The sequence below is a fragment of the Streptomyces sp. NBC_01384 genome, from assembly GCF_045040035.1.
In the GTDB taxonomy this organism is placed as follows: Bacteria; Actinomycetota; Actinomycetes; order Streptomycetales; family Streptomycetaceae; genus Streptomyces.
In genome coordinates this window covers 8,461,179-8,481,463 of the sequence record NZ_CP109559.1, presented here as the reverse complement: position 1 = coordinate 8,481,463, position 20,285 = coordinate 8,461,179, and the positions used below count along the sequence as shown (strand labels likewise).

At 70.0% G+C, this 20,285-nt stretch carries 13 protein-coding genes and 1 pseudogene; 3 read left to right on the top strand and 11 right to left on the bottom strand.

Translation table 11 applies throughout. The features are described from left to right. Nucleotides 1-15: 15 nt before the first annotated feature. The 6 genes from OG747_RS39000 to OG747_RS38975 form a co-directional block, all read right to left on the bottom strand. Nucleotides 16-3,702 carry a hypothetical protein gene (locus OG747_RS39000; RefSeq protein WP_405884058.1) on the bottom strand — a complete coding sequence of 1,229 codons (3,687 nt, stop codon included), beginning with the start codon at nt 3,700-3,702 and terminating at the stop codon, nt 16-18. A gap of 843 nt (nt 3,703-4,545) precedes the next feature. Further along, a complete protein-coding gene (locus OG747_RS38995; protein ID WP_405884057.1) occupies nt 4,546-4,788 on the bottom strand; it encodes a hypothetical protein in 243 nt (80 codons plus the stop codon). 182 nt (nt 4,789-4,970) lie between these two features. Then, complete coding sequence (locus OG747_RS38990; protein ID WP_405884056.1) at nt 4,971-6,119, bottom strand: helix-turn-helix transcriptional regulator; 1,149 nt, start codon at nt 6,117-6,119, stop codon at nt 4,971-4,973. Between the two features lie 41 nt (nt 6,120-6,160). Beyond that, a complete protein-coding gene (locus tag OG747_RS38985) occupies nt 6,161-7,072 on the bottom strand; it encodes an alpha/beta hydrolase (RefSeq protein WP_405884055.1) in 912 nt (303 codons plus the stop codon). Between the two features lie 75 nt (nt 7,073-7,147). After that, complete coding sequence (locus OG747_RS38980; protein WP_405885933.1) at nt 7,148-7,609, bottom strand: cupin domain-containing protein; 462 nt, start codon at nt 7,607-7,609, stop codon at nt 7,148-7,150. A 413-nt stretch (nt 7,610-8,022) separates the two neighbouring features. Then, nucleotides 8,023-8,919 (bottom strand): DUF1963 domain-containing protein, encoded by an 897-nt coding sequence (locus OG747_RS38975; protein ID WP_405884054.1) that lies wholly within the window; start codon nt 8,917-8,919, stop codon nt 8,023-8,025. A gap of 613 nt (nt 8,920-9,532) precedes the next feature. Here OG747_RS38975 and OG747_RS38970 point away from each other — a divergent pair. Further along, entirely contained in the window at nt 9,533-10,084 is a 552-nt protein-coding gene (locus OG747_RS38970) for a hypothetical protein (protein ID WP_405884052.1), read from the top strand. 28 nt (nt 10,085-10,112) lie between these two features. After that, nucleotides 10,113-10,601, top strand: coding sequence for a hypothetical protein (locus tag OG747_RS38965; protein WP_405884051.1), 489 nt, complete (start codon nt 10,113-10,115; stop codon nt 10,599-10,601). Here the strand turns inward: OG747_RS38965 and OG747_RS38960 are convergent. The 3 genes from OG747_RS38960 to OG747_RS38950 form a co-directional block, all read right to left on the bottom strand. Further along, nucleotides 10,514-11,116 carry a transposase gene (locus OG747_RS38960; RefSeq protein WP_405884050.1) on the bottom strand — a complete coding sequence of 201 codons (603 nt, stop codon included), beginning with the start codon at nt 11,114-11,116 and terminating at the stop codon, nt 10,514-10,516. The two genes, OG747_RS38965 and OG747_RS38960, sit on opposite strands and share 88 nt — an antisense overlap. A 314-nt stretch (nt 11,117-11,430) precedes the next feature. Then, on the bottom strand, nt 11,431-12,069 hold the full coding sequence (locus OG747_RS38955; RefSeq protein ID WP_405884049.1) for a hypothetical protein: 639 nt from the start codon (nt 12,067-12,069) through the stop codon (nt 11,431-11,433). 20 nt (nt 12,070-12,089) lie between these two features. Next, complete coding sequence (locus OG747_RS38950) at nt 12,090-17,009, bottom strand: polymorphic toxin-type HINT domain-containing protein (protein WP_405884048.1); 4,920 nt, start codon at nt 17,007-17,009, stop codon at nt 12,090-12,092. A 1,177-nt stretch (nt 17,010-18,186) separates the two neighbouring features. Here OG747_RS38950 and OG747_RS38945 point away from each other — a divergent pair. Next, nucleotides 18,187-18,888, top strand: a pseudogene (locus OG747_RS38945) (NAD(P)/FAD-dependent oxidoreductase); the annotation flags it as partial. Between the two features lie 100 nt (nt 18,889-18,988). Here the strand turns inward: OG747_RS38945 and OG747_RS38940 are convergent. Both OG747_RS38940 and OG747_RS38935 read right to left on the bottom strand, forming a co-directional pair. Next, entirely contained in the window at nt 18,989-19,711 is a 723-nt protein-coding gene (locus tag OG747_RS38940; RefSeq protein ID WP_405884046.1) for a hypothetical protein, read from the bottom strand. Beyond that, nucleotides 19,708-20,130, bottom strand: coding sequence for a metallophosphoesterase family protein (locus OG747_RS38935; RefSeq protein ID WP_405884045.1), 423 nt, complete (start codon nt 20,128-20,130; stop codon nt 19,708-19,710). Before OG747_RS38935 ends, OG747_RS38940 begins: the two co-directional genes overlap by 4 nt. Nucleotides 20,131-20,285 lie beyond the last annotated feature (155 nt).

Sequence of the window (20,285 nt, the reverse complement as noted above, 5' to 3'; positions counted from 1 at the left end):
GGGTGGTGTGCGTCCCTACTGTCGGTTGGCGTTCGTCGTCGGGCGGGGCCGCAGGGTCAGCCAGCCTTCCCGGGCGGTGGGCCGGGCGGCGAAGGAGGCGTCCTGGCGCGGTTGGGCCAGCGCGGGCCGTTCCAGGAGTGCGGTGAACGCGTCGGCGTGGCCGGCCAGCGCGGTGGGCAGCGGGGGGCGCTGTTCGGCGGGGGTGACCAGCGCGGTGTCGTCGTCCAGCGGCGCCAGCCAGCCCGCGTCGGCCAGCTGTCGCCACAGGGCCGCCTCGCCGGGGAAGGCGGCCAGGACCGCGGCCCGGTCGATCAGCGGCTCGCTGCCGGTGCGCAGCCAGCCGGTGCCGGACGGGACGTCACGCTCCAGCCAGCACCATACGAAGCCCGGCTCGTCCGGCAGCGGGAGGTCGGGGGCCGCGGCGGTGCCGTCCCCGAGCACGGGGGCGGCGAGGAAGGCGATCTCCATCGCGCCGAGCGCGTCCCGGTAGTGGGCGTCGGGAATGCGCAGCGATTTCGCCGGGAGGATGCCGCAGCAGGCGTGCACGGCGCCGCGCGGGTCGACCAGCATGGTCAGCGCCTGGACCGGGGCGTCGATCGCCTGGAACAGCGCCGCGTCCTCGGTCTCGTCCCCGTCGGTCACCGAGTGCAGCACCGGGCCGAGCCGCCCGTCGGGTTCCTCGGGCCAGTAGCCGACCAGCCCGTCGCCGAGCCGTCCGTGGTCGCCGAGCCGGACCGGGAACCGTACCCGGGTGAAGCCGTTGGACTCGCAGCCGCTGCGGCGCAGGTCCTGCCGGAAGACGTTCCAGTCCTGGTGCACCGCCGGGCGCCCGGCCAGTTCCAGGCTCACCGTGGCCCGGGTCACCGCCACCGGGCGGCTGACCAGCAGGGCCCGGTTCCGGTTCAGGGCGTAGTCCTCGGGCTCGATGGCGGCCAGCGCCTGGTCCAGGGTGCCCAGGAAGGCGGCCACCCCGTCCGGTCCCAAGTCGCGCAGCCGGGCCACGACCGCCCTCAGGTGCGGGTTGCCGATGCCGTCCACCGGCACCGGGGCCCGGCCGGGGGCGGGCTGCCACAGGGCGGGGACGCCGGCCGGCCCGGGGTCGCCGGGCAGGGCGTAGACCGCCCCGAGCGCGCTCCCGTCGGCGGCGTGCACGGCCACGCTGCCGTCGAGGTGGTTGGCGAGCAGCCAGCCACACACGGGCGAGGTGGCGGGGACTGCGTTCATCTCGGCGAGGTCGCTGTCGGCGTCCAGCCAGCGCAGCGACAGCCGGGCCGGCTGGGCGAGCCGGGGCGGCAGGTCGACCCAGCTGGGATGCCCCTCGACCCGTAACTGGGTGGTCGTGCCGACGGTTTCGACGGGGATGTCCCGTACGGTGCCGAACGTGTCGACCATGCGGAGCCGCAGCAGCCGCATCGCTCCGGCCCTGATGGGGTTGAAGTCGCTGAGCGGCTGCGGGGTGTACCGGCTCTCGCCCGCCACGGCGGGGGCGACCTCGGTCTCGGTCACCGTCCGGTGGTCGGGGAAGCCCAGCGGGTCGGCGACCGGCAGCTGGCGGGCGAGCCGGCGCATCAGCAGCGCGTCGTCGAAGCCGCCGAGCGCCTGGGCGAGGTTGTTCTGTTCGTTGGCGGCCAGATGGCGGTAGACGGCGACCAGGGTGACCGCCCGCTGATCGGCCTTGCCGGACGCCAGGAAACGGTCCAGGGCCGGTTCCGGGTCGGCGGTGAACGCGTCCTCGGTGACGGCGCCGTCCAGCGCGGCCAGCACCGGCTTGGCCAGGTAGCGCAGGATCCGGGCGGCCAGCAGCGGCCGGGCCGAAGGCGAGAGCACGGCGGCGCCGGTGTAGACGTTGGCGGCCTTGGCCAGCACCGCCCCGCCGGCCGCCCGGGGGCGCAGCTCGGCCTGGTCGGCCGACAGCGTGTAGGTGGCGGTGATGAAGTCGGTGTGGAAGTCGCGGTCGGCCGGATTGTTGAGGTTGCCGTTCGGGCCCGCCGGGAAGAACTCCGCCTCCCACTGCAGCAGGAGCGGATGCCAGGGCTGCGTCTCCCAGGCACGGGTGTGCGCGGCCAGGGCGGGGAGGCCGGCCACCGTGTCCCGCAGGGCCCGGACGGCCTCGGCGTCGGCGGGGATGTCGCCATCGGTGACCTGGCACTCCAGCAGTCCGTCCTGCCCGAAGCGGTCGGAGGGGGTCGCGGCCGGGCCGGTGAGCAGCACCACGGGCTCGTTCGGCAGGTAGTACTGCGGGGCCGGGCCCGGCAGCAGCCGGTAGCCGTCGGGCAGTACGGTCTCGGCGGCGGCCCGCGCGGCGTCGCGGTCCTGGCCGAGGGCCTCGGCGCGGGCGGCGCGGCGGGTGATGAGGGCGGCCTGGCGACGCAGGTGGAAGAGCACCTGGTCGGGGTTCGGGTAGCTGTCCCGACTGGTGTCCGGCGGGTAGACACACAGCATGTAGCGGTACCAGTCGGCGTACAGCTCCTGGCGCAGCCCGGTGAGTTCGGCGCCCGCCCGGTCGCAGGCCGCCTGTGCGGCGTTCAGCGTGTTCAGCGCGGCCCCGGCGGCACGCGGCAGGGCGGTCAGGTCGGCGTCCGCGCCCTGGCCGGCCCGGTCGTCCGTCACGGTCCACAGATTCCCGGACGGCACGGCCCGGAAGGTGTCGGCGTGCCGGGCCTCCAGCAGCTTCAGCCCGACGTCCAGCGGTGCCGACTCCAGCTCCTCGGCGAAGGCCAGCGCCTCCAGCAGGTTCTCCAGGTCGTCGGCCGCCAGGCCGGTGTCGCCGAGCACGGCACCCAGATGGGCCGCGAGTGCCTCCGTCGGGGTGTTGCCGACCCACACCCCGGTGTCGTCGACCGCGATGTCCTTCCGGAGCTCCTGCGCTCCGGGCGCGAACGCGATCCGCCCCCAGCACACCATCCGGTCCGGCCCGGCGCCGCTGTCCGCCGCCGTCCAGCCGAACGCGGCGCGCAGCACGTCGGGCCAGCCCGTCCCGGCATCTCGTGGCGCCCCCAGCGCGGCCGCCAACGCATCCTGGCCCGGGTCCTCGTACCAGCCCAGCACGTCGTACGTCACGTCCTGCGGCGGCACCCCCTGGAACGCCGGGTCGTGCAGCCCGAACACGCTGTGGCAGTGCGGATAGAACGACGCGAACGCCGGCTCCCCGTAGCCCACCGCCGTCAACGCCCGCAGATACCGGGCCCGGTCCGCCGGGTCGGCGGAGCCGGTCCGTCCCGCCGGCTGCCAGGCGGTCAGCGGCACCCTGCGCCCCAGCAGCCGGTACGGCAACCGCTCGGGCCCGTCCATCTGGTCCGCGATGTAGGGGTACGGCACGCCGCCCGCGTTGTCCTCGGCCAGGAAGTCGCTCTCGACCACCCACTGCTGCGCCACGGCACCGCCTGCGCTGCGGGTCACCAGCCACCGGTTCGGCACCACCGGCGCCGCGCCCGCCGCGTCCTGCGACGCTGCCAGCCGGGTCAGCGCGTCGGGCAGCGACCAGTGCAGATGGACGCCCGCCTTGAGCCGGAAGCCCTGGTCCTGGAACGGCACCGACAGCAGCGTCTCGCTGACGTACGGCATGTCCGCCTGGTGGTCGTGCCCGTCGGCGGGGTCCCGGTACGGCAACCGCGTGAAGTCCGTGAAAGGCTCCGTGACCTGGCGCTCCCCCGCCAGGCACAGTGCGTCCAGATGTACGGGTACGACAAGCAGCCTGCCCAATGCGATCCCCCCAGTCCCGGCCTCCCGAAGTATGCGCACACCGCCCCGCCCGGCAACGAGGCAGCAGACAGGCAAGAAGACGGCATTCCGCGCGGGGCGCGGCTCGTTTCGAGGGAAAATCCTGACCGACCGGTGAGGGTGTATCGCTGCTGGTCGAGGGTGAAGTAGAGGCGTTCATGCCTACGGCCGGTGCGGAAGGCCCAGTAGTTGTGGAAGTCGCCGTTGTCGACGAGAGCGCGGGACTCAGTACTGCAACGGTGCTTGTTCTGAGTGCTGGGCAGTTTTCAGGGGCTGTGTCCGCGTCGTTTGCAGTGGCTGATGCGGGCTTGGTGCCGGCGTCGTCGTCGCCAGTGGGACCAGTGCAGAACGTCGTCGACCGGAGAGACTCGGAGACATCGCACAACGCATCCAAGCCGCCGGCGCCAAGAAGAAGGAGCCCCTCTACGACGCCCTGGGCATCACTGTCACCTACGACAACGCAACGAGGACCGCGACCGTAAGGTCGAGGCCCTCGATTCCGTATCGTTACTACAAGTGTCCGAGGGGGGATCGATACCGGGAGCCCACGGAATGCGTGTCTCACCGCAGTACTTGAGCTATCGGTGTAGGGCAGGTACCACTCAGCGTATTGAGCTTGGACGCCGGTTGACATCCCTCACAGGAGTCGCACACAGTGACCATGCCGCCACTTGCACCGGTCTGCCAGGTCTGGCAGGCGGACATGACCAAGCACATACTCGCTCATCAGGCCGCCCATCCAGTCGGTGTAGATGTCGACTGGTGCCACCCGCCAGATGCAAGGACGAAGCCCCCGTAAGTGGTTCCGAGGGCTGGCTTTGTTTGCTAGAGCAGTGCGCGGAACGGATTCTCTTCGGGCGGTTCGGGCCGCTCGGTCACGGAAACCAGCGGGCGAACCGACCGCTTCGGTTCCGGCGCAGGCTCCGGGGCCCGGTTCGGTGGCGCCGCCGAGGATGCGGGTGCGCAGCCGATGGCGATCACCGCGTCTCCGAAGAACGTGAGCCGCTCGGCGGCGGCCGCCCGTGTCTCCACGTCCTCGGGCGGCACCTGCTCGGTCGAGATAGTCATAGCGGTAGACGATGACACACACCTTCACAGCCGCGGGACGGCCACTGTCCATCGGCAGGGCCGGCGGGGTGGTACCCCTGTTCCTACCCTCGCGGCTGTCCCTTTCCCCGTCCCCGGACGACAATCAACCAGGCGGCTCGTCCGGCGAGTCCGTTGGCGTCGGCCGTTGGCTCCTCGTGACGTCACCCGGGCAGGAGACGGCCATGACGGACGCCCGAGACAGGAGCGGACGCGTCATCGCCGAGTTCCGCGCCAACCACGGACAGGTCGGTGGTGGTTTCACCGGAGCACCCCTGTTCCTGCTGCGGACCGTTGGCGCCCGCCCCGGCACGCCGCGGGCCATCCGCGGACGTACCTGCGGGGCCGGGCCGCCGGTGGGCGGTTGCGCCGCCTTCGCCGCTCCCTGAGGGCCGTTCGCCAGGAACGCCGAGCCCACGCGGCACCTGCGGCATTCGCGGTTGCGGGGCTCGTAGGCTCGCGCGGAGCGTGTCCAGCTTGGACTCGTCGGCGGTGTCCGGATCCGCGGTGTAGGTGACGACGCGGAAGTCGGGGCCGGCGACCGTCAAAATGTCCAGTTCCAGGTCGATGTCGCCGACCACCGGGTGTGCGACCGTCTTGCGGTCGCCGCTCAGGGCGCCGGCGGATCCGCTGGTCCACAGCCGAGCAAAGCGCGGGTTGGCGTGGATCATGTCGTCGACCAGGGCGGCCAGGCGTGCGTCCGCGGGGTAGGCGGCGGCGGTGACGCGGAGGTCGGCGACGAGCGCCTCTTCCTCGGCGTGGTCGCCCAGCCGGGACCGTACGGGCCATGCCGCGATGGAATCGGGTCTGCGGCCGCCGACCGAGCGGAACATCCCGGCGACGAGATTGCGCCCTGCCCAGCCGTACGTGCCGGGCTCGCCGATCGTGGCGGTCCACATCGCGTTCCAGCTGACCAGCGTCCAGTCGGCGGCGAAGACCGCGACCGGGTTCCCGCCCATGCGGTGCGCGAGCCGCTCCACACGGGGCGGTACGTCGAGGGGAACGTTTCCGGACGAGGGCGGCATGAGGTCGGCGCAACGGAAGAGATGGTCGTGTTCGGCGACGCTCAGTTTCAGCACCCGGGCCAGTGCGGCGACGACCTGTGGTGAGGGGTGGCGGGCGCGACCCTGTTCCAGCCGTACGACGTAGTCCACCGACAGCCCCGCCGCACGCGCCAGTTCCGCGCGGCGCAGCCCGCGCACCCGTCGGCCGGTGTCTGTGTCGGGCACGGCGGCCAGGCCCGCCTCCGACGGCGACACCCGCTCGCGCCAGCCGCGTAACGCGATGCCGAAGCTATTGCCGGTACCTGTCATCGGTAGGAGATGCTACCGGCGGCGGGTACGGGCCGAACCCGTTACGGCAACGGAGCCGCCGACTCGGCCCACCGGGCCGTGGCGAAAGCGGCCGCGGAGTCGAGAGCCTCACTGGCGTCGGTGAGGAACGCCGCGAACGACTGGAAGACGTGCGGTACTTCGGGCCACACCTGAAGCTGGACGGCGACGTCGTGTGCGCCCGCGCGGGCGGCGAGCCGTACGGCGTCGTCCAGCAGGATCTCGTGCGAGCCGACCTGGATGAGCAGCGGGGCCAGACCGGTCAAGTCAGCGAAGACGGGACTGGCCAGCGGCGCGGCGGGATCGGCGGTGCCGAGGTAGTCGCGGGCCCGGGTGCGCAGGCCCTCCGCGGTCAGCGCGGGGTCGACGTCCGCTTTGCCGACCGCGCTGGCACCGGACACGGTCAGATCGGTCCACGGGGAGAACAGCACCGCCGAGGACGGCTGGGGCAGGCCGGCGTCCCGGGCCGCCAGCAGCGTCGCGACGGCCAGTCCGCCGCCCGCGGACTCCCCGACGACGGCGATCCTGGTGCTGGGAACGCCGTCCTTGAGCAGAGCGTGGTAGACAGCCAGGGTGTCGTCGACGGCCGCAGGGAACGGGTGCTCGGGGGCGAGGCGGTAGTCGACGCTCACGGCGCGGGCCCCGGTCCGTCGGGCGACGTCCGCGGCCAGACCCACCGAGTCGGACGCCGAGCCGATGGCGTAGGCGCCGCCGTGGATGTACAGGACGACCAGGGACGGATCGTGGTCCGGCGTACCGACGGTGACGACCGGCACACCGCCGAGTTCCCCCGGTATGAACGTGACGTCGGAGGCCACGGGCACCGCTGCGATCATCTCGTGGAACACGGCGCGCTGTTCGGCGACATCACCGCCGATGTCCAGCGGGGCGTGGCGGAGCAACTCGTCGAGGGCCTGGCGCTGCTCACGGGACATGGGTGATGCCTTTCATGTGTGTTGCCTGTCGCTTGCGTGGCGTCCGGGAACGCAGGGCGGGATGGCGCGGGGAGGTCAGCGCGGCGGTCCGACGATGACCTGGCCGTACCTGTCGGCGGCCTCGGCCATCACCTCACGTGAGATCTCGAAACCGTCAGGCCGTGGGGTGGACAGGTCACGCCCGGCCTGCCGGAACATCCCCTCGATGCCGGCCGGGGTACAGATCATCAGCAGGTCGGCGGTCTCGGAGGTGATGCGGTAGCCGTGGGGCACGTTCCTGGGCAGATAGACGATGCCGCCCTCGGACAGTTCCATCTCCTGGTCGCCGGACCACACCAGCGCAGTCCCCGAGATCAGCAGGAACACCTCGTCCTCTCGGGTGTGCAGGTGATACGGCGGTGCTTCGCCCTTGGCGACGCTGAACCGTCCGACGGTCAGCTGCCCGTCAGTGGCAGCGCTGTCGAGCAGGACGGAGAACACGCCGCCGTCGAGCCATTCGAGTTTCTGCTGCTGCGCGGGCTGCGCGAGATAAGCCATGCTCACCCGGCCAGCATCGCCGTGCCCGTACCGCCGTCGCCAGAGCCCCGGGTGGGAACAGCAGTACCACCCGGGGGCCCTCTCTTCCCGACGTACCCACACAGCCGGGGTGAGGACCTCGCGCCTGGTCTTGCCGAGGAAGCGTTCACGAGTACGGGTTCTGCTGCGTTTCCGCTGAGCCAGAGCTCGAGTACGGACAACAGTTGTTCGGCAGATCGGACAGTGCTCGGGCAGCCGCGTCTGCCGGCCTTTTCCGGGCCTGCCAGGCGTGCACCACGTGCAGCACTACGGCACTCGCGGTTCCCGACGCGCGTTCCCGGATGCCGGGTCCGTACAGTTCCGCGGCCTATGGACGGGCCACCGCCACCCGGTCGTGAGGGGCCTCGGGACCGGCGCGCCGGGAACTAATCGGCTCAGGGATTCCAGAAGAACGAAACGTGCGCGCGGTCGAAGCGGCGCTCGGCCAGGTCCTGCCGCGGGATCACCCAGTGCAGGGTGGATCCCTCCCGCCCGGTGAGACCGATGTCCCACTGAGCGAGCAGCGTCCACTCCTCGGGGGCGGGCAGTTCCACGGCGTCCACGGACTCGTTCGCCCCAGCGGCCCGGTGCCGTCGCGCCCGCTCCGCCTCCCGCGCGGCGTCTGTGACGGGGTCCGTCTCCGTGCACTCGTGGAAGGCGTACCCGCCGATGTGCAGCGGGCCGTCGACGATGATCCCGCCGCACGTGTCCGCCCACGCCTCGGCCAGTTCCCAGGCGCGGGGATGGCCGGGGAGCAAAGCGTCCTCCTGGCCGGGCTCCGGGGACGGGACCAGGAAGTGGTACGGCAGGGAGACGTCGGCCGACAGACGCAGTTCGTCCTGCGGGAACTCCTCGTAGATGCTCAGCATCTCGTCGCCCTCGAACTCGTGCCCCTCCTCGCCGTAGACGCAGGGGTACTTGGTCTTCCGCTCCTCGACGGGCGTCCCGGCAGGGACGTACACGACCTCACCAGTGCTGGCGCTGTAGTACGTCATCTCGGGGAAGCCGAAGAGCAGCAAGTGACCGTCGACCGGCAGCGGAAGGCCCGTCACCTCCTCGGGCAGGGCAGCGCAGTCGAGGGTGGCGAGCAGGGGGTACCAGGGGTCGGGGACATCGGCGGGCAGCATCAGGGGGCCGCCGAACCGGCCGACGACCAGTCCCTCGCCACGCGTGACGAGCGTCCCGGACGGACGGGCGGTGGCGATCCACCGCTCAACGTCCTGGAGTGGTATCCCGCGCCTCAGTGCTTCCTCACGGAACGGCGCGAGCCGACGGAACAGATCAGGAGCCATGGGCGAAAACATATGCCCGGGGTCTGACAGACAGCCGGACTGCGCGGGAACGGGCAGGCCAGGCGGTCCAGTGGGCGACGGGACCACCGACCCGGCATGAGGGCCCGGCCGCGAGCACATGTCAGAGTGCTGTCCGAAGTGCTGAAAACTACTGCCCCGAACCAGGTTCGGCCCCTCTACGGACGGGCGGCGCCGGACTGAACCGGGGCGAAGCGGGGCGAAGCGGGAACCGGCCGAAGCCGTGGGGATCTCGCCGGCCGGTGTGCTGCGGATCTGGCACACCTTCGGCCTGCAGCCGTGGCGGACCGAGACCTTCAAGATCCCCCCGGACCCGTACCTGAGATCGGGGCAGACAAGGCCGACCACCTGACCTGCCCCCTCTGCACGAGAGAGCGGCGATCATACGTAAACTCCGGCCCACCTCAGGGGAATTGTTAATTCCGCTCATGAAAACCCCTTCGTCGAACAATCATCCCATGCGTAACATGGGAACAGATGCCCGTTGGAACCTCGCGAGACATCCCTCTTCATTCCACTTCACTCCACATCCAGCAGATGAGAAGAAATGAGACGGGTCATCAAGACAGGACTGGCGTCAATAGCGGTAGGTGTCATGGGTGCAACGCTGCTCGGAACGGCTCCTGCGCAGGCGGCGACAACGACAGCAACTGGTGGCGGCGCTCACCGCGTCGTAACTCAGGCGATGACGGTCACCGGTTTCAACGTCAAGGTCGCGGCTGCTCACGGCTACGAGATCCGCACCACCCCGAGCGGTGTTCAGTACTCGGTGAAGAAGGGGACGCCTTCCACGGCAACGCCGTCGATCGCTCATCCCAATACCACCATCGGCGGCAACTGCGGCTCTTCGTACATCGACTACAACGCAGTCGGAAACCTCAGCGTCAAGGTCCAGACCGGCTTCAACGTCGACGAGCCGGCCACTTCCTACTGGTGGCTGGTCGTCATGAAGGACAATGGCGGCCAGAGCAGCCATACGTGGTCGGGCGGCCTGCTCCTTCGCACTTCCTGGGGAGTGACCCGCACGTTCGGCGGCATGACCGCCGGGGAGTCCGACGCATACGTCAGCACCGGTAGCTCCGCTATTCTGGTGGACGGTTCGGTATGTACTTCAGGCGGTCCCGAAGACTTCACCTGGATCTACTGAGTCGCGGACCTGAAGCGGAGACTACGCGATGGAATACAGCAACGAGCCGTCAGACGCCCGCTGGCAAAACAAAACGGTCGCGCAGGTGGCGCATTGGTTCAGTGCTCCAGTCGGACTGCTCGACGCACCTACGCTTCCCGGCCCGCGGTACACCGGACACTCCGAACACGAGGGACGCCCCTGTTCGGTCGATATCACCTATGGTCAACAGGGCTATGAGATCCTCGTCAGAACCATGAGGGACGCGCCGGAAGGTGCAAGGATCTACCCAGTTGCCGACCTCGGTGATCTGTTGTCGGACTTCATCCTTGCGACGCAGGACGCCGGTGAAAGCGAACCTGCCGCATCGACTGCCGCAATTCCGGCCGAGATCGTCCTCGACGAAAATACGCTGGAAGGCAGAACACTCGCCTTTGGGGGCTGCCGAGCCTACTCGGTCCATCGCGCACCGATCACGATCATGTGTGTCGCGCGTGAGGGGATTCCGGTCCCGGTACTCACCACGCTCACCGCGTGACACCCATTCGCCCGCCCGGCACAGCACACGCCGCCGGGCGGGCGAGTGACGGGCCCAAGGGCGCGGCCGCGGTCTGCGGGACGACATCGTGTGGGGCTCGTAAAGTCAACACCGTTGCGTTTGGGTTTTGAGTGGCAGGTCAAGCCCTGGTGAATGAAGCAACGGGACGTCCTGACGATGGCCGTCAGGACGTGCTGGATGTGGGTCTTTCCCTGTCCTCGGTGGCGGCAGCGTCGCATGCCATATCCGTGGGCGAACTCGTTGACCGTGCCCTCCACTCCGGAGCGGACCGCGTAGCGGGTCTTCCACTCGGGTGTCTGTTGCTCGGTGCGGACGCGAAGTTGCAGGTCGCGGAGTTCTCGTGGGGGAAAGCCCACGGTGCGGGTGCTTTCGCGGGAGGTGGTGCATTGGGTCCGCGCCGGGCAGGGCTGGCACTGGCTCTTGGTGAACCTGGCCACGATCAGCGAGACCCGGACGCCCGTCACGCGGGTACCAGTCGGCGAAGTCCTCGTCATGCCACAGCCCGTCCAGCCGGTCTCTCACCCATATCGCCGTCGTGCCGCCCGGGTTGCTCGCCCGCGCGACCTGCGCAGTCAGAGGCGGGACCTGCTCACCGGAACGTGGGCGGAGGGACAACGGGCACCTCGACAACTGCATCGGTCATCGGAACTACCCGAGCATGCCCGTTGACCATGCTGCCGCACCGAGAAACTCCAAGATCCCGGACAGCAACCCAGAGCGCTTCGTCGCTCGCCGTGGGGCTGGCAAATCGAAGGCTCCGTGCCGTCAATGACCTTGGAACCGATCTATTTGCGCGTCAGAGTCAAGCTCAGTCCACGCGGTGTTCGTAGCCTTGGACCAGGAGCTCTCCGTACTCGAATTGCTCGCCGAGAGTCACATACCGTTCGTACTGGCCGCGGGGGATGTCCGGACCGTAAGCGGCGAGTGCATGCAGGAAGAAACGGAACGCCAGGTCGGGATCGGCGCGCGCCGCGACCAGTTCCAGCGCGGGCACCACGCCGGGGATATACCTCCTGCGATAGCTCAGTGACTCGACGAGCATCGCGTCCGCGACCAGCCGGATCTCGTCCAGAACGGACCCGGTCAAGTGAAGGTAGGGGTTCGGCGGAGCAGTGACCGGGCTGTCCGGGGCCTTCGAAAGCAGGTGGTCCCGGTACAGCCCGATGACGAGCCGTAGCCAGTCGCGCCCCTCCCGGCCCTCGTCACGAAGGACGTGCTGCTCCTGGGTGCCCAACGTCCAGAGCGCCTCGATCGCCCAGGCGGGCACGTCGGAGTCGGCCAGCCGAAGCGCGTCGATGAGCACGGCCTCGACCTGGTACGTCGGCATGTCGACGGTGTAGGCCATCAGCACGTCGACGTCACTGCCCACCTCCTCCCGCCAGTAGCGATGAAAAGCCCTGGTCACACGGGGAAGCCCGAATTCCATGCCACCGAATCGTTCAGTCATGGATGATTCCTCGGCCGTTTCTATTGGAGTGGGAAGATCGACGTGACGAGCCACTTCCGCTTCCCGACGTGGGCGGAGTCCTTCACCACGCGGACTGTGACTCTGGTGCCGGCGTTGAGCACCCTCACCGTACCGTCGGCCTGCTTCGCGTAGACCTTGCCCAGCGAGGTGACCGGTTTCCCGTTGACGACCAGATTGTCGAGCTTCACCGTGAACTCGCCCGATCGTTCGGGTCCTTTCATGAACTTGGCCATCCATGAGTTCTGCTTCAGCATTGCCTGCCTCAGCGCCTCCTGAGCGGTATCAAGGTCGGTGAACACTCCGTTGACGCCCTTGGACAGGGCCATTGCCTCCGCCTCGGCCTCCGTGACGCCCATGAGGGCGCCGTTTTCACCGTAGGCCCCCTCGGCGACATGGTCACTGATGGTGTGCGCGTCCTCGTGGGCGAGCTCGTCCTTGAGCAGGTTCAGGCAGTTGTGGACGAGGACGTCGGCAGCGGTCGCACCGGTACGGACGTAGAAGGTGTGCGTGCCGTCGACCGTCAGGTCGTACACCGTCCGGGGCGTGCCGTCGGCCGTGCGGACGGCGGTGACGGCCTGCTCGGCTCCGTCGGGGTTCCGCAGCCGGTCGCCGATCCGCAGGTCGGACGCGAACACCCAGCCACGGCCCACCGCGTACACGTAGTGGTGCGGGGTGGTGGTGAGGTGGCCGCCGCCGGTGAGTGCGAGGTCCAGCAGCTGCCCGGTGGGGTGGGCGTAGGTGGCCGTGACCGGCTCCACCTGCGACCGCCCGGTGGTCGGGTCGGTCGTCAGCAGCAGGTCCCCGGTGCGCAGGGCGCCGATGGCCTTGTGCGTACCGTCGGCGAGGAGCACCTGGGTGCCGGCCGGGAAGCTGTTGTCTTCACAGGCCGCGAGGATGTCCTCGGCGAAGTCCACCTCTTCGTGGATGATGTCGACCGCGCCGCTGCCCAGCTTGAGGGCGTCGAGAGCCTTCCAGGCGTCGGCGATGCCGATGCCGGTGTGGAGGGCGATGTCGAGGGCCTTGACGGCCTTCACCACGTCGGCGATCGCGGAGTCGGGGACGAACCAGCTGGCGGCCCAGGCGCAGCCGCTGACGCTGCCGTGGGCGCAGTGGGCGAAGTCGGCGGTGAAGCCGTCCCAGAGCGCCTTGAGGAAGGCGCCGTCCGTCATCTGGAGGATGTCCCAGGTGCTGAGGTGCTTGGTGATCTCCTGGGTGACGCCGTGCTTGGTCCTGCTGTCGAGGAAGACGGTGTCGTCGGCGGGGCAGCCGGCGGCGGTGACGTCCTCGGGTGCGGCCTGGTCGTTGCACAGGTAGAAGTCGATGGTCAGGTCGAAGGTGAACAGGAAGGTCACGTCGCAGCTGGTGGTGCCGGTGCAGGGGGTCTCCGGCTTGGGATCGCCGATCGGGGTGATCTTCTGGGTGGTGAAGACCCGGGCGAGGCCGGTGGCGCCGCCACTGTCGACGGAGGCGGCGGCCTGTTCCTGCTCGGCCTTGGTGGCGGCCTGCTGGGCGGATTCGGCCTGCTTCTCGGCGTCCTTGGCAGCCGCTTCTGCCGCGTCGGCGTCCTTGTCGGCCTGGGCGGCGACCTCGCGGGCGGTGGCCGCGGCGGTCTGGGCGGCGTCGGCCGCGGACTGGGCCGCTGCCGCGTCCGACTCGGCCTGGTTTGCGGAGGCGCGGGCCGTGGTGGCGTCGGCGGCTGCCGCGTCGGCTGCGGCCTGGGCGGCTGCGGCATCGGCGGTGGCCTGGGCGTCGTAGGCGATGGTGCGTGCCTCACTCGCCTTGGCCTCGGCGGCGGCCTTCTCCGCCTTGGCGGCGGAGGCGATCGCCTGCTGGGCGGAGACCTGCGCCCTGGCCGCCTGGGCGGCGGCGTCGGCGGCGGCCACCGCGGCGTTCTTGGCGTCACCCGTGGCGGCATCCGCCAGGGCCTTAGCGTTGTCGGCAGCCTTCTGCGCCTGCTGGGCCTTGGCCTGCGCCAGCGCCTGCTGCTGCTCGGCGATGGTCTTGGAGGCCTGCGCGGTCAGCACGGCGAGACCGGCGGAGGAGTCGCTGTCCACATACGGCGCCCCCAGCTGGACGGCGTCGTTGGCGGGGGCGGCGACCTGCTGGGCGGCCTGGGAGGCGGCGGTGGCCGCCTGGGCGGTGGTGTAGGCGTAGCCGGCGGTGGTCGCCGCGTCGGCCTGGGCCTGCTGGGCGTCGGCGGCGGCCGCGATGGCGTTCTTCTGCCCGGTGGCGGCGTCGGCCTGGGCCTTGGCGGCGTCCTGCTTGGCGGCGGTGGCGTCGGAGGAGGCCTGCCCGGCGGCCTTGATCGCAGTGGCCACGGCGGCCTCGCTGGTAGCCACCGCGGCATCGGCGGTGGCCTTGGCGGCCTTGGCCTCGTTCGCCTGCGCCTGGGCGCGGGAGGCGGCTGCCTCGGCACGGGTGGCCGCTGCGTCGGCCGCCTGGGCTTCGCCAGTGGCCGCGTCGGCGGCGGCCGAGGCCTGGTCGGCGGCAGTGGTGGCGTTGGCCGCGTCCTGGTCCGCTGCGTCCGCTGCGGCGCGGGCGTCCTTGGCGTCGTCGTTGCTCTCCTCCGCGGCGGCGTGGGCGTCGGCGGCGTCGGCCTTGGCCTGGAGGGCGTTCTTGGCCTGCTCGGCGTCCCAGGCCTTCTGCCGGGCGTCGGAGGCCTTGTGGTCGGCGTCCTCGGCGGCCTGCCGCTTGGAGGCCGCGGTGGCCCCGGCGGACTGGGCTGCGGCCAAGGCGTCGGAGGCGGCCTGGCCGGCCTGCTCGGCCGCCGCCCGGTCCTGGGCGGCCTTGGCCTGGTGGGCCGCGGCCTCGTTCTTGGCCTGCGCGGCCTGGGCCTGCTGGGCCTCTGCCGCCAGCCGCTTGGCGTGGGCGACGTCGGCGGCCTGCTTGGCGGTGGCCTCCGCCTGCTGCGCGGTGGCCAGTGCCTTCTGCGCGATCTGGTTCTGCTGCTCGGCGTTCTTCGCCTGCAGCGCAGCGCCGTCAGCGGCAGCCTTGGCCTGCGCGTCCGCCTCCTGCGCCGCCGCCAGACGGAACGCCGCCTTCGAGGCCGCGGCCTCGGTCTGGGCCTGCGCCTGCAGCGTCTTGGAGTCGGCGGCCGAGGCGGTGCTCGCCTGGTAGGCGGTCTGCGTAGCCCCCACGATGGCCTTCAGCGCGGCGGCCGAGGCCATGGTGACCTGGGCTTCTTGCTGCGCGGCCAGCAGCCCCCGGCCACGCGGACTGCCCGCCGCATCGGCGATGGCGTAGGCCTGCTGCTCGGCCGTGGTGGTGTCGGTCGCGGCCTGCTGGCCGATCGCCGACTGCTGCTGCGCTGCCGTCAGCTGAGCCTTGGCGGCGGCCTGCGCCGCCGGAAGCGCCTTCTCCGCCTGGGTGAACTCCGCGGCCTTCGGGTAGTCCGGGCCCTTGTCACCCGTGCCCGTGCCGGAGTTGTCCTGCTGGGCCACGAACTGTTGCGCAACCGCGCCGTTGCACGATGACACCTGTGCGGCCTGGCCCTTGGTCATGGCGGGCATGTTCAGGCACAGCTTGGAGCCCACGTTGTACAGCCGGGTCACGCCCATCGTGGTCACGTACTGCCAGTGCTGGGAGGCCTTGCCATTGCACGTGTACAGCACGACTTTGGTGCCGTTCGTCGGGGTACCGTGCGCGCCGTCCACATCCAGACACTTGACGGTGCCCACGTTCACCCCGTCGGGGTAGTACCGCAGCGGCCCGTCCAGCTGAGTGCCGTCCAGCGGCCGCCACTGCTGTGTGGGGGTGCCGTTGCAGGTGTACGCCTGGATGGTGTTGCCGTCGGTGGTCTTGCCGCCTGCATCGTCCAGGCACAGCGTCGTGGCGCCCTTGAGCTTGAAGGTGATCGGTCCGTCACCGGCCGATCCCGGCCCCCCGGGCAGCCAGTACGCCTGCCACTGCGTGAGCTGGTCGGCCAGCCACGACTGCCCAAGCGCCTCGCCCAACGCCTCCGCGCCCTTGGTCAGCGCCGCGGTCGCCTTGGCGTTGGCCGCCAGGATGGCGTCCCGCTGCTTGGCCTGTGCGGTGATCTCCGCCTGCCACTCCGAGGAAGCGGTCTGGACCTCCTGCCCCAGCACGCTGTTGGGGTCCACCGGGTTGCGGTACTCGCAGGAAGCGAAGCGGGACTTCAGGTCCTCCACCGCCACCCGGTACTCCACCGTCCCCGGATCGGGCGCGGTGCGCGCGAAGCCGCCGTTCTCCAGGAACAGCCGGGTGTCGTCGGCGAACAGCCCGTGCATGAACGTCATGTCGCCCCAGGCGCGCCACTCGTTGTACGCCTGGTCGTAGGAATCGAATGTGGCGTTGGGATAGTCAGAGGGCTTCGTCGGCTCGGTGAACTTCCCATTGCCCAGCGCCGTCGCGGCCTTCGCCGACTCGTCCCCCGCCAGCGGGGTCGGGTCCTTGTAGAAGGTGTCCTGATCGGTCCACCACCGCTGCGCCAGCCACGGCGTCAGGCCCGCGGAATGGAAGAAGTCCGGATCGGGGGCCTGGCCGAAACCAGAGACGGTTGCCGGAGTGGTCAGCCCCGACAGCGGCGCCGCCCAGGTCTTGGCCCGGCCGTCCAGCGTCGCCGTGTAGGCGTCGATGGCGTCCCGGTCGGCCTGGAAGGCCTTCGACAGTGGAGTGTCGTTCCAGTAATCCGCCGCCGCGGCTGCATGCAACGCCGCCGCATCACCGGCCAGACCCGCCGCCGACACCTTCTTCATCCCTGGCCCGCCCAGCCGCAGCACCGTCGACAGCAGGCACTGGTCCTGCCGTAGCTGCTGCGCGGCCGCCGCATCGAAACCCGACGGCGAACCGCCGTCCACCGGACTGGCCGACGCTGCGAGCGCCGGCACCTGCCCGATCCCCAGCACTGCGGACAGCGTCAGCGCAGTCCCGGCCGTCAGTCTGCTTAAGAAGAGTCTCACGCCTGCTCAGTCATCCCCGTTCAGGGCGCAGGCCAACGGTATGACGCATTCGCCCCCGGCCCCCGCACACCAGTCCCATGACAACGGCTTCACATCTTTTTCACACCGAGCCAGTGTGTCAACAGCTTTCTCATCTTCCCCAACGCCGAGGGCCCCGCCCTCATCCGAGAAGGGTGCAGATCGAATGAGGGTGCTGTCGGGGAGTGTCATGAATCAGGCTCTGGCCCGTAATCGGTGGTAACGAAGGGTGACAGTCGTCGGGCGTCGACCGCCTCAGCGGCGTGGGCGCCGGCGACAACGGGCGCCCTGCCATCCGGCGTTACTGGAAGGCGGGACGCCAGTTGGCCAGGGTGAGCAGGCTCGGCTGGTGGTCACCAACTCGGTGCCGTCCCGCACCCATTGAGTGACTCTGACGCGCAAATAGATCGGTTCCAAGGTCATTGACGCCTCGGAGCCTTCGATTTGCCAGCCCCACGGCGAGCGACGAAGCGCTCTGGGTTGCTGTCGGGAATCTTGAGGATGGCAGGCCGTCCGTCTCTACATCCGCACCATGCGCGGCGGCACTGCCGCAGCCGAGCCTCCTCGTCCCATCCCCACACCGCGCAAGATCACCTCATGGATCATGAGGCCACGCGACGGACTCAGCCGTGAGGAACAAGACCAGCTCGACGAGGTGCGCATCGCCTGCCCGGACATCGCCACCGCCTGTGACCAGGCACGCGTCTTCACCGGCCTGGTCCGCGACCGCCGCGGACACCTTCTCGCCGACTGGGTCCGCGAGGCCGAGACCAACGGCCCCGGGCCCGTGCGGGGCTTCACCGGGTTCCTCCGCCAGGACTGGGACGCCGTCCTCGCCGGCATGACGCTCGACTACAGCTCCGGGGTCGTCGAAGGGCAGGTCAACCGTTTAAGACGATCAAGCGGCAGATGTACGGACGGGGGTCCTTCAGACTCCTCCGCACCCGCGTCCTGCTGCGATCGTGACCCTCACGAAATTCCGTCCAGACCCTTGAAAATCCCCGCCCCTGCTCTTCGCCCCAGTTGGTTGCGGGCTCAACCCAGGGGGCGGAACCGTCACCAAGTAGACCGTGTCGCGCATCACATCGACCTCATGTCACGGACGGGGCGGCATCTTCCATCTGGTGGTCGTCAACAGCGAGCGGAGGAAGGCGAAGCAATGAGCGCACAGCACGAAGCCGGCAGGGCGACCACCCACCGTGTTGTGATCCTGGGGGCGGGTTACGCGGGCATGTCCGCGGCTATCCAGCTCGCGGCTCGGGTCAAGCGGCGCGGGGACGTGCAGGTGACCCTGGTGAATGCGCAGGAGCGGTTCACCGAGCGGCTGCGGCTGCACATGACGGCGACCGGGCAGCAGCTCGCCGAGCTGAGTATCCCGGAGCTGCTGGAGGGCACGGGCGCGCGGTTCGTGCGCGGCTGGGTGACGGCGGTGGATGCGGATGCGAAGACGGTGCGGATCGACGACGACCGGGTCCTGCACTACGACACGCTGGTGTACGGGTTGGGCAGCGTGGCCGACACGGCGGCGGTGCCGGGTGTCGAGGACCACGCGTACACCCTGAACAGTGCCCAGGACGCCGGGGTGCTGGCCGAACGGCTGGCGCGGCTCGGCAGCGGCACGGTGGTGGTCGGCGGCAGCGGACTGACCGGCGTCGAGTCGGCGGCGGAGATCGCCGAGCAGCACCCGGAGCTGAACGTCGTGCTGCTGGGCCGGACCGAACCCGATGCGGCCATGAATGCGAAGGCCAAGGGGTATCTGCGGGCCGGGCTCGACCGGCTGGGCGTGGTGGTGCGCAGCGGGGTCGAGGTGGTGAAGGTGCTGCCCGATGCGGTCGAGCCCACCCAGCGCTCGGCGATCGCGTTCATCCGGGGCACGCCCGGAAGGATGGGCACCACCCGGGCGCCGATAGCGCTGAAGACCGCGTCGAAGCCCTCAGTGAAGTAGCCGGCGTTGTCGCGGATCAGGTACCGGATGCCGATGGTGCGCGTGTCGTCCAGGCCCGTGAGGGGTTTCGGGCGCACTGGGTGGCCCACGCGGCGGTGACGTGCCGGGTGACACCGGCGATGTGGACGCGACGGGTGCCGTGCTCGATGAAGAACAGGACGAACAGACGCCGCAGGAAAACCGTGTCCACGTGGAAGACGTCGACGGCGAGGATGCCCGTGGCCTGGGCCTTGAGGAACCGGGTCCAGGAGCGGCTGGTCCGCTGGGGCGCCGGGTCGACCCCGGCGTGCTGCAAGATCTCCCAAACGGTGGAGGCGGCGACCTCCCAGCCCAGGTTCAGCAGTTCGCCATGGATACGGCGATACCCCCATCCGTCGTTTTCGCGGGCCAGGCGCAGCACCAGAGCGCGGAGTGCCTCGGGCTTGGCCGGACGGCCCGGGCCGCGGTGCGGATAGGTCCACTTCTTCGCGACCAGCCTCGCATGCCAGCGCAGCACGGTACGCGGAGTGACCAGCAGCTTCAGCGCTGAACGGTGACGCTTGCTCAGGAGTCGGAGCAGGGCTGCGAACACGGCGCGGTCCCCGCGGGTGAAGGCGGGCTTGAGGCTGCTGCGCTGCAGGACGGCCAGCTGCTGCCGGAGTACAAGTATCTCGACATCCTTGGCCGCGGAGGAGCGGGCCAGCAGGCGCAGCCAGCCGAGCAGGAGGCAGCCGAATCGGTAGGCCAGACGGAACGTCACGATTCCCAAGCGTGCGCCGACGGGCTCACGAGCGCTTTCGATGTGATCACACCGTGACCCTCAAGTCGCAGCTCAGCGTGGGTGACAGGGTTGTCGGCACCCACAGGGTGGGAACGCTCGTAGTGGTGCTCGTGGCCGCACACCACGAGGTCCACGCCGAATCGGTCGAACAGCGGGAGCCACTCCTGCCGGATCGCCAGGTCGGCGCCGTTGAACTGGTCGGCGGTGCTGACGGCGACCTGGTGCACGCACACCACGATCCAGTCCATACCGCGGTCGGCGCGGGCACTGCGCAGCTCCTTCTCCAGCCATGCCTTCTGCGCGCCCTTGGAGTACCCGCGCACGTAACTGCTGCCGGCGTCCTGATGGCATATGTCGTCGCTGACAAGGAAGATGACCTTGACCGAGCCGGCCGTCATCGGCAGTGCCGAGAACGGCGGCGTGCATACCGTTCATGTAGGCGTTGCCGCTGCCCTCGACGGCGGCCTTCAGCTGTACGGGCCGTTGCCTGTGACCGGCACCACGCCCATCGCAGCGTCCCCGCCATGGCCCGCACTGAGCGGCGAAAGCAGAT

Excerpts from the sequence above, each read along its gene's own strand:
- OG747_RS38935 (WP_405884045.1), bottom strand. The coding sequence starts at position 20,130 with ATGACGGCCGGCTCGGTCAAGGTCATCTTCCTTGTCAGCGACGACATA.
- OG747_RS38975 (WP_405884054.1), bottom strand. The coding sequence starts at position 8,919 with ATGGCTCCTGATCTGTTCCGTCGGCTCGCGCCGTTCCGTGAGGAAGCA.
- OG747_RS38980 (WP_405885933.1), bottom strand. The coding sequence starts at position 7,609 with ATGGCTTATCTCGCGCAGCCCGCGCAGCAGCAGAAACTCGAATGGCTC.
- OG747_RS38995 (WP_405884057.1), bottom strand. The coding sequence starts at position 4,788 with ATGACTATCTCGACCGAGCAGGTGCCGCCCGAGGACGTGGAGACACGG.
- OG747_RS38970 (WP_405884052.1), top strand. The coding sequence starts at position 9,533 with ATGGGTGCAACGCTGCTCGGAACGGCTCCTGCGCAGGCGGCGACAACG.
- OG747_RS38985 (WP_405884055.1), bottom strand. The coding sequence starts at position 7,072 with ATGTCCCGTGAGCAGCGCCAGGCCCTCGACGAGTTGCTCCGCCACGCC.
- OG747_RS38955 (WP_405884049.1), bottom strand. The coding sequence starts at position 12,069 with ATGACTGAACGATTCGGTGGCATGGAATTCGGGCTTCCCCGTGTGACC.
- OG747_RS38960 (WP_405884050.1), bottom strand. The coding sequence starts at position 11,116 with ATGACGAGGACTTCGCCGACTGGTACCCGCGTGACGGGCGTCCGGGTC.
- OG747_RS38990 (WP_405884056.1), bottom strand. The coding sequence starts at position 6,119 with ATGACAGGTACCGGCAATAGCTTCGGCATCGCGTTACGCGGCTGGCGC.
- OG747_RS38965 (WP_405884051.1), top strand. The coding sequence starts at position 10,113 with ATGGAATACAGCAACGAGCCGTCAGACGCCCGCTGGCAAAACAAAACG.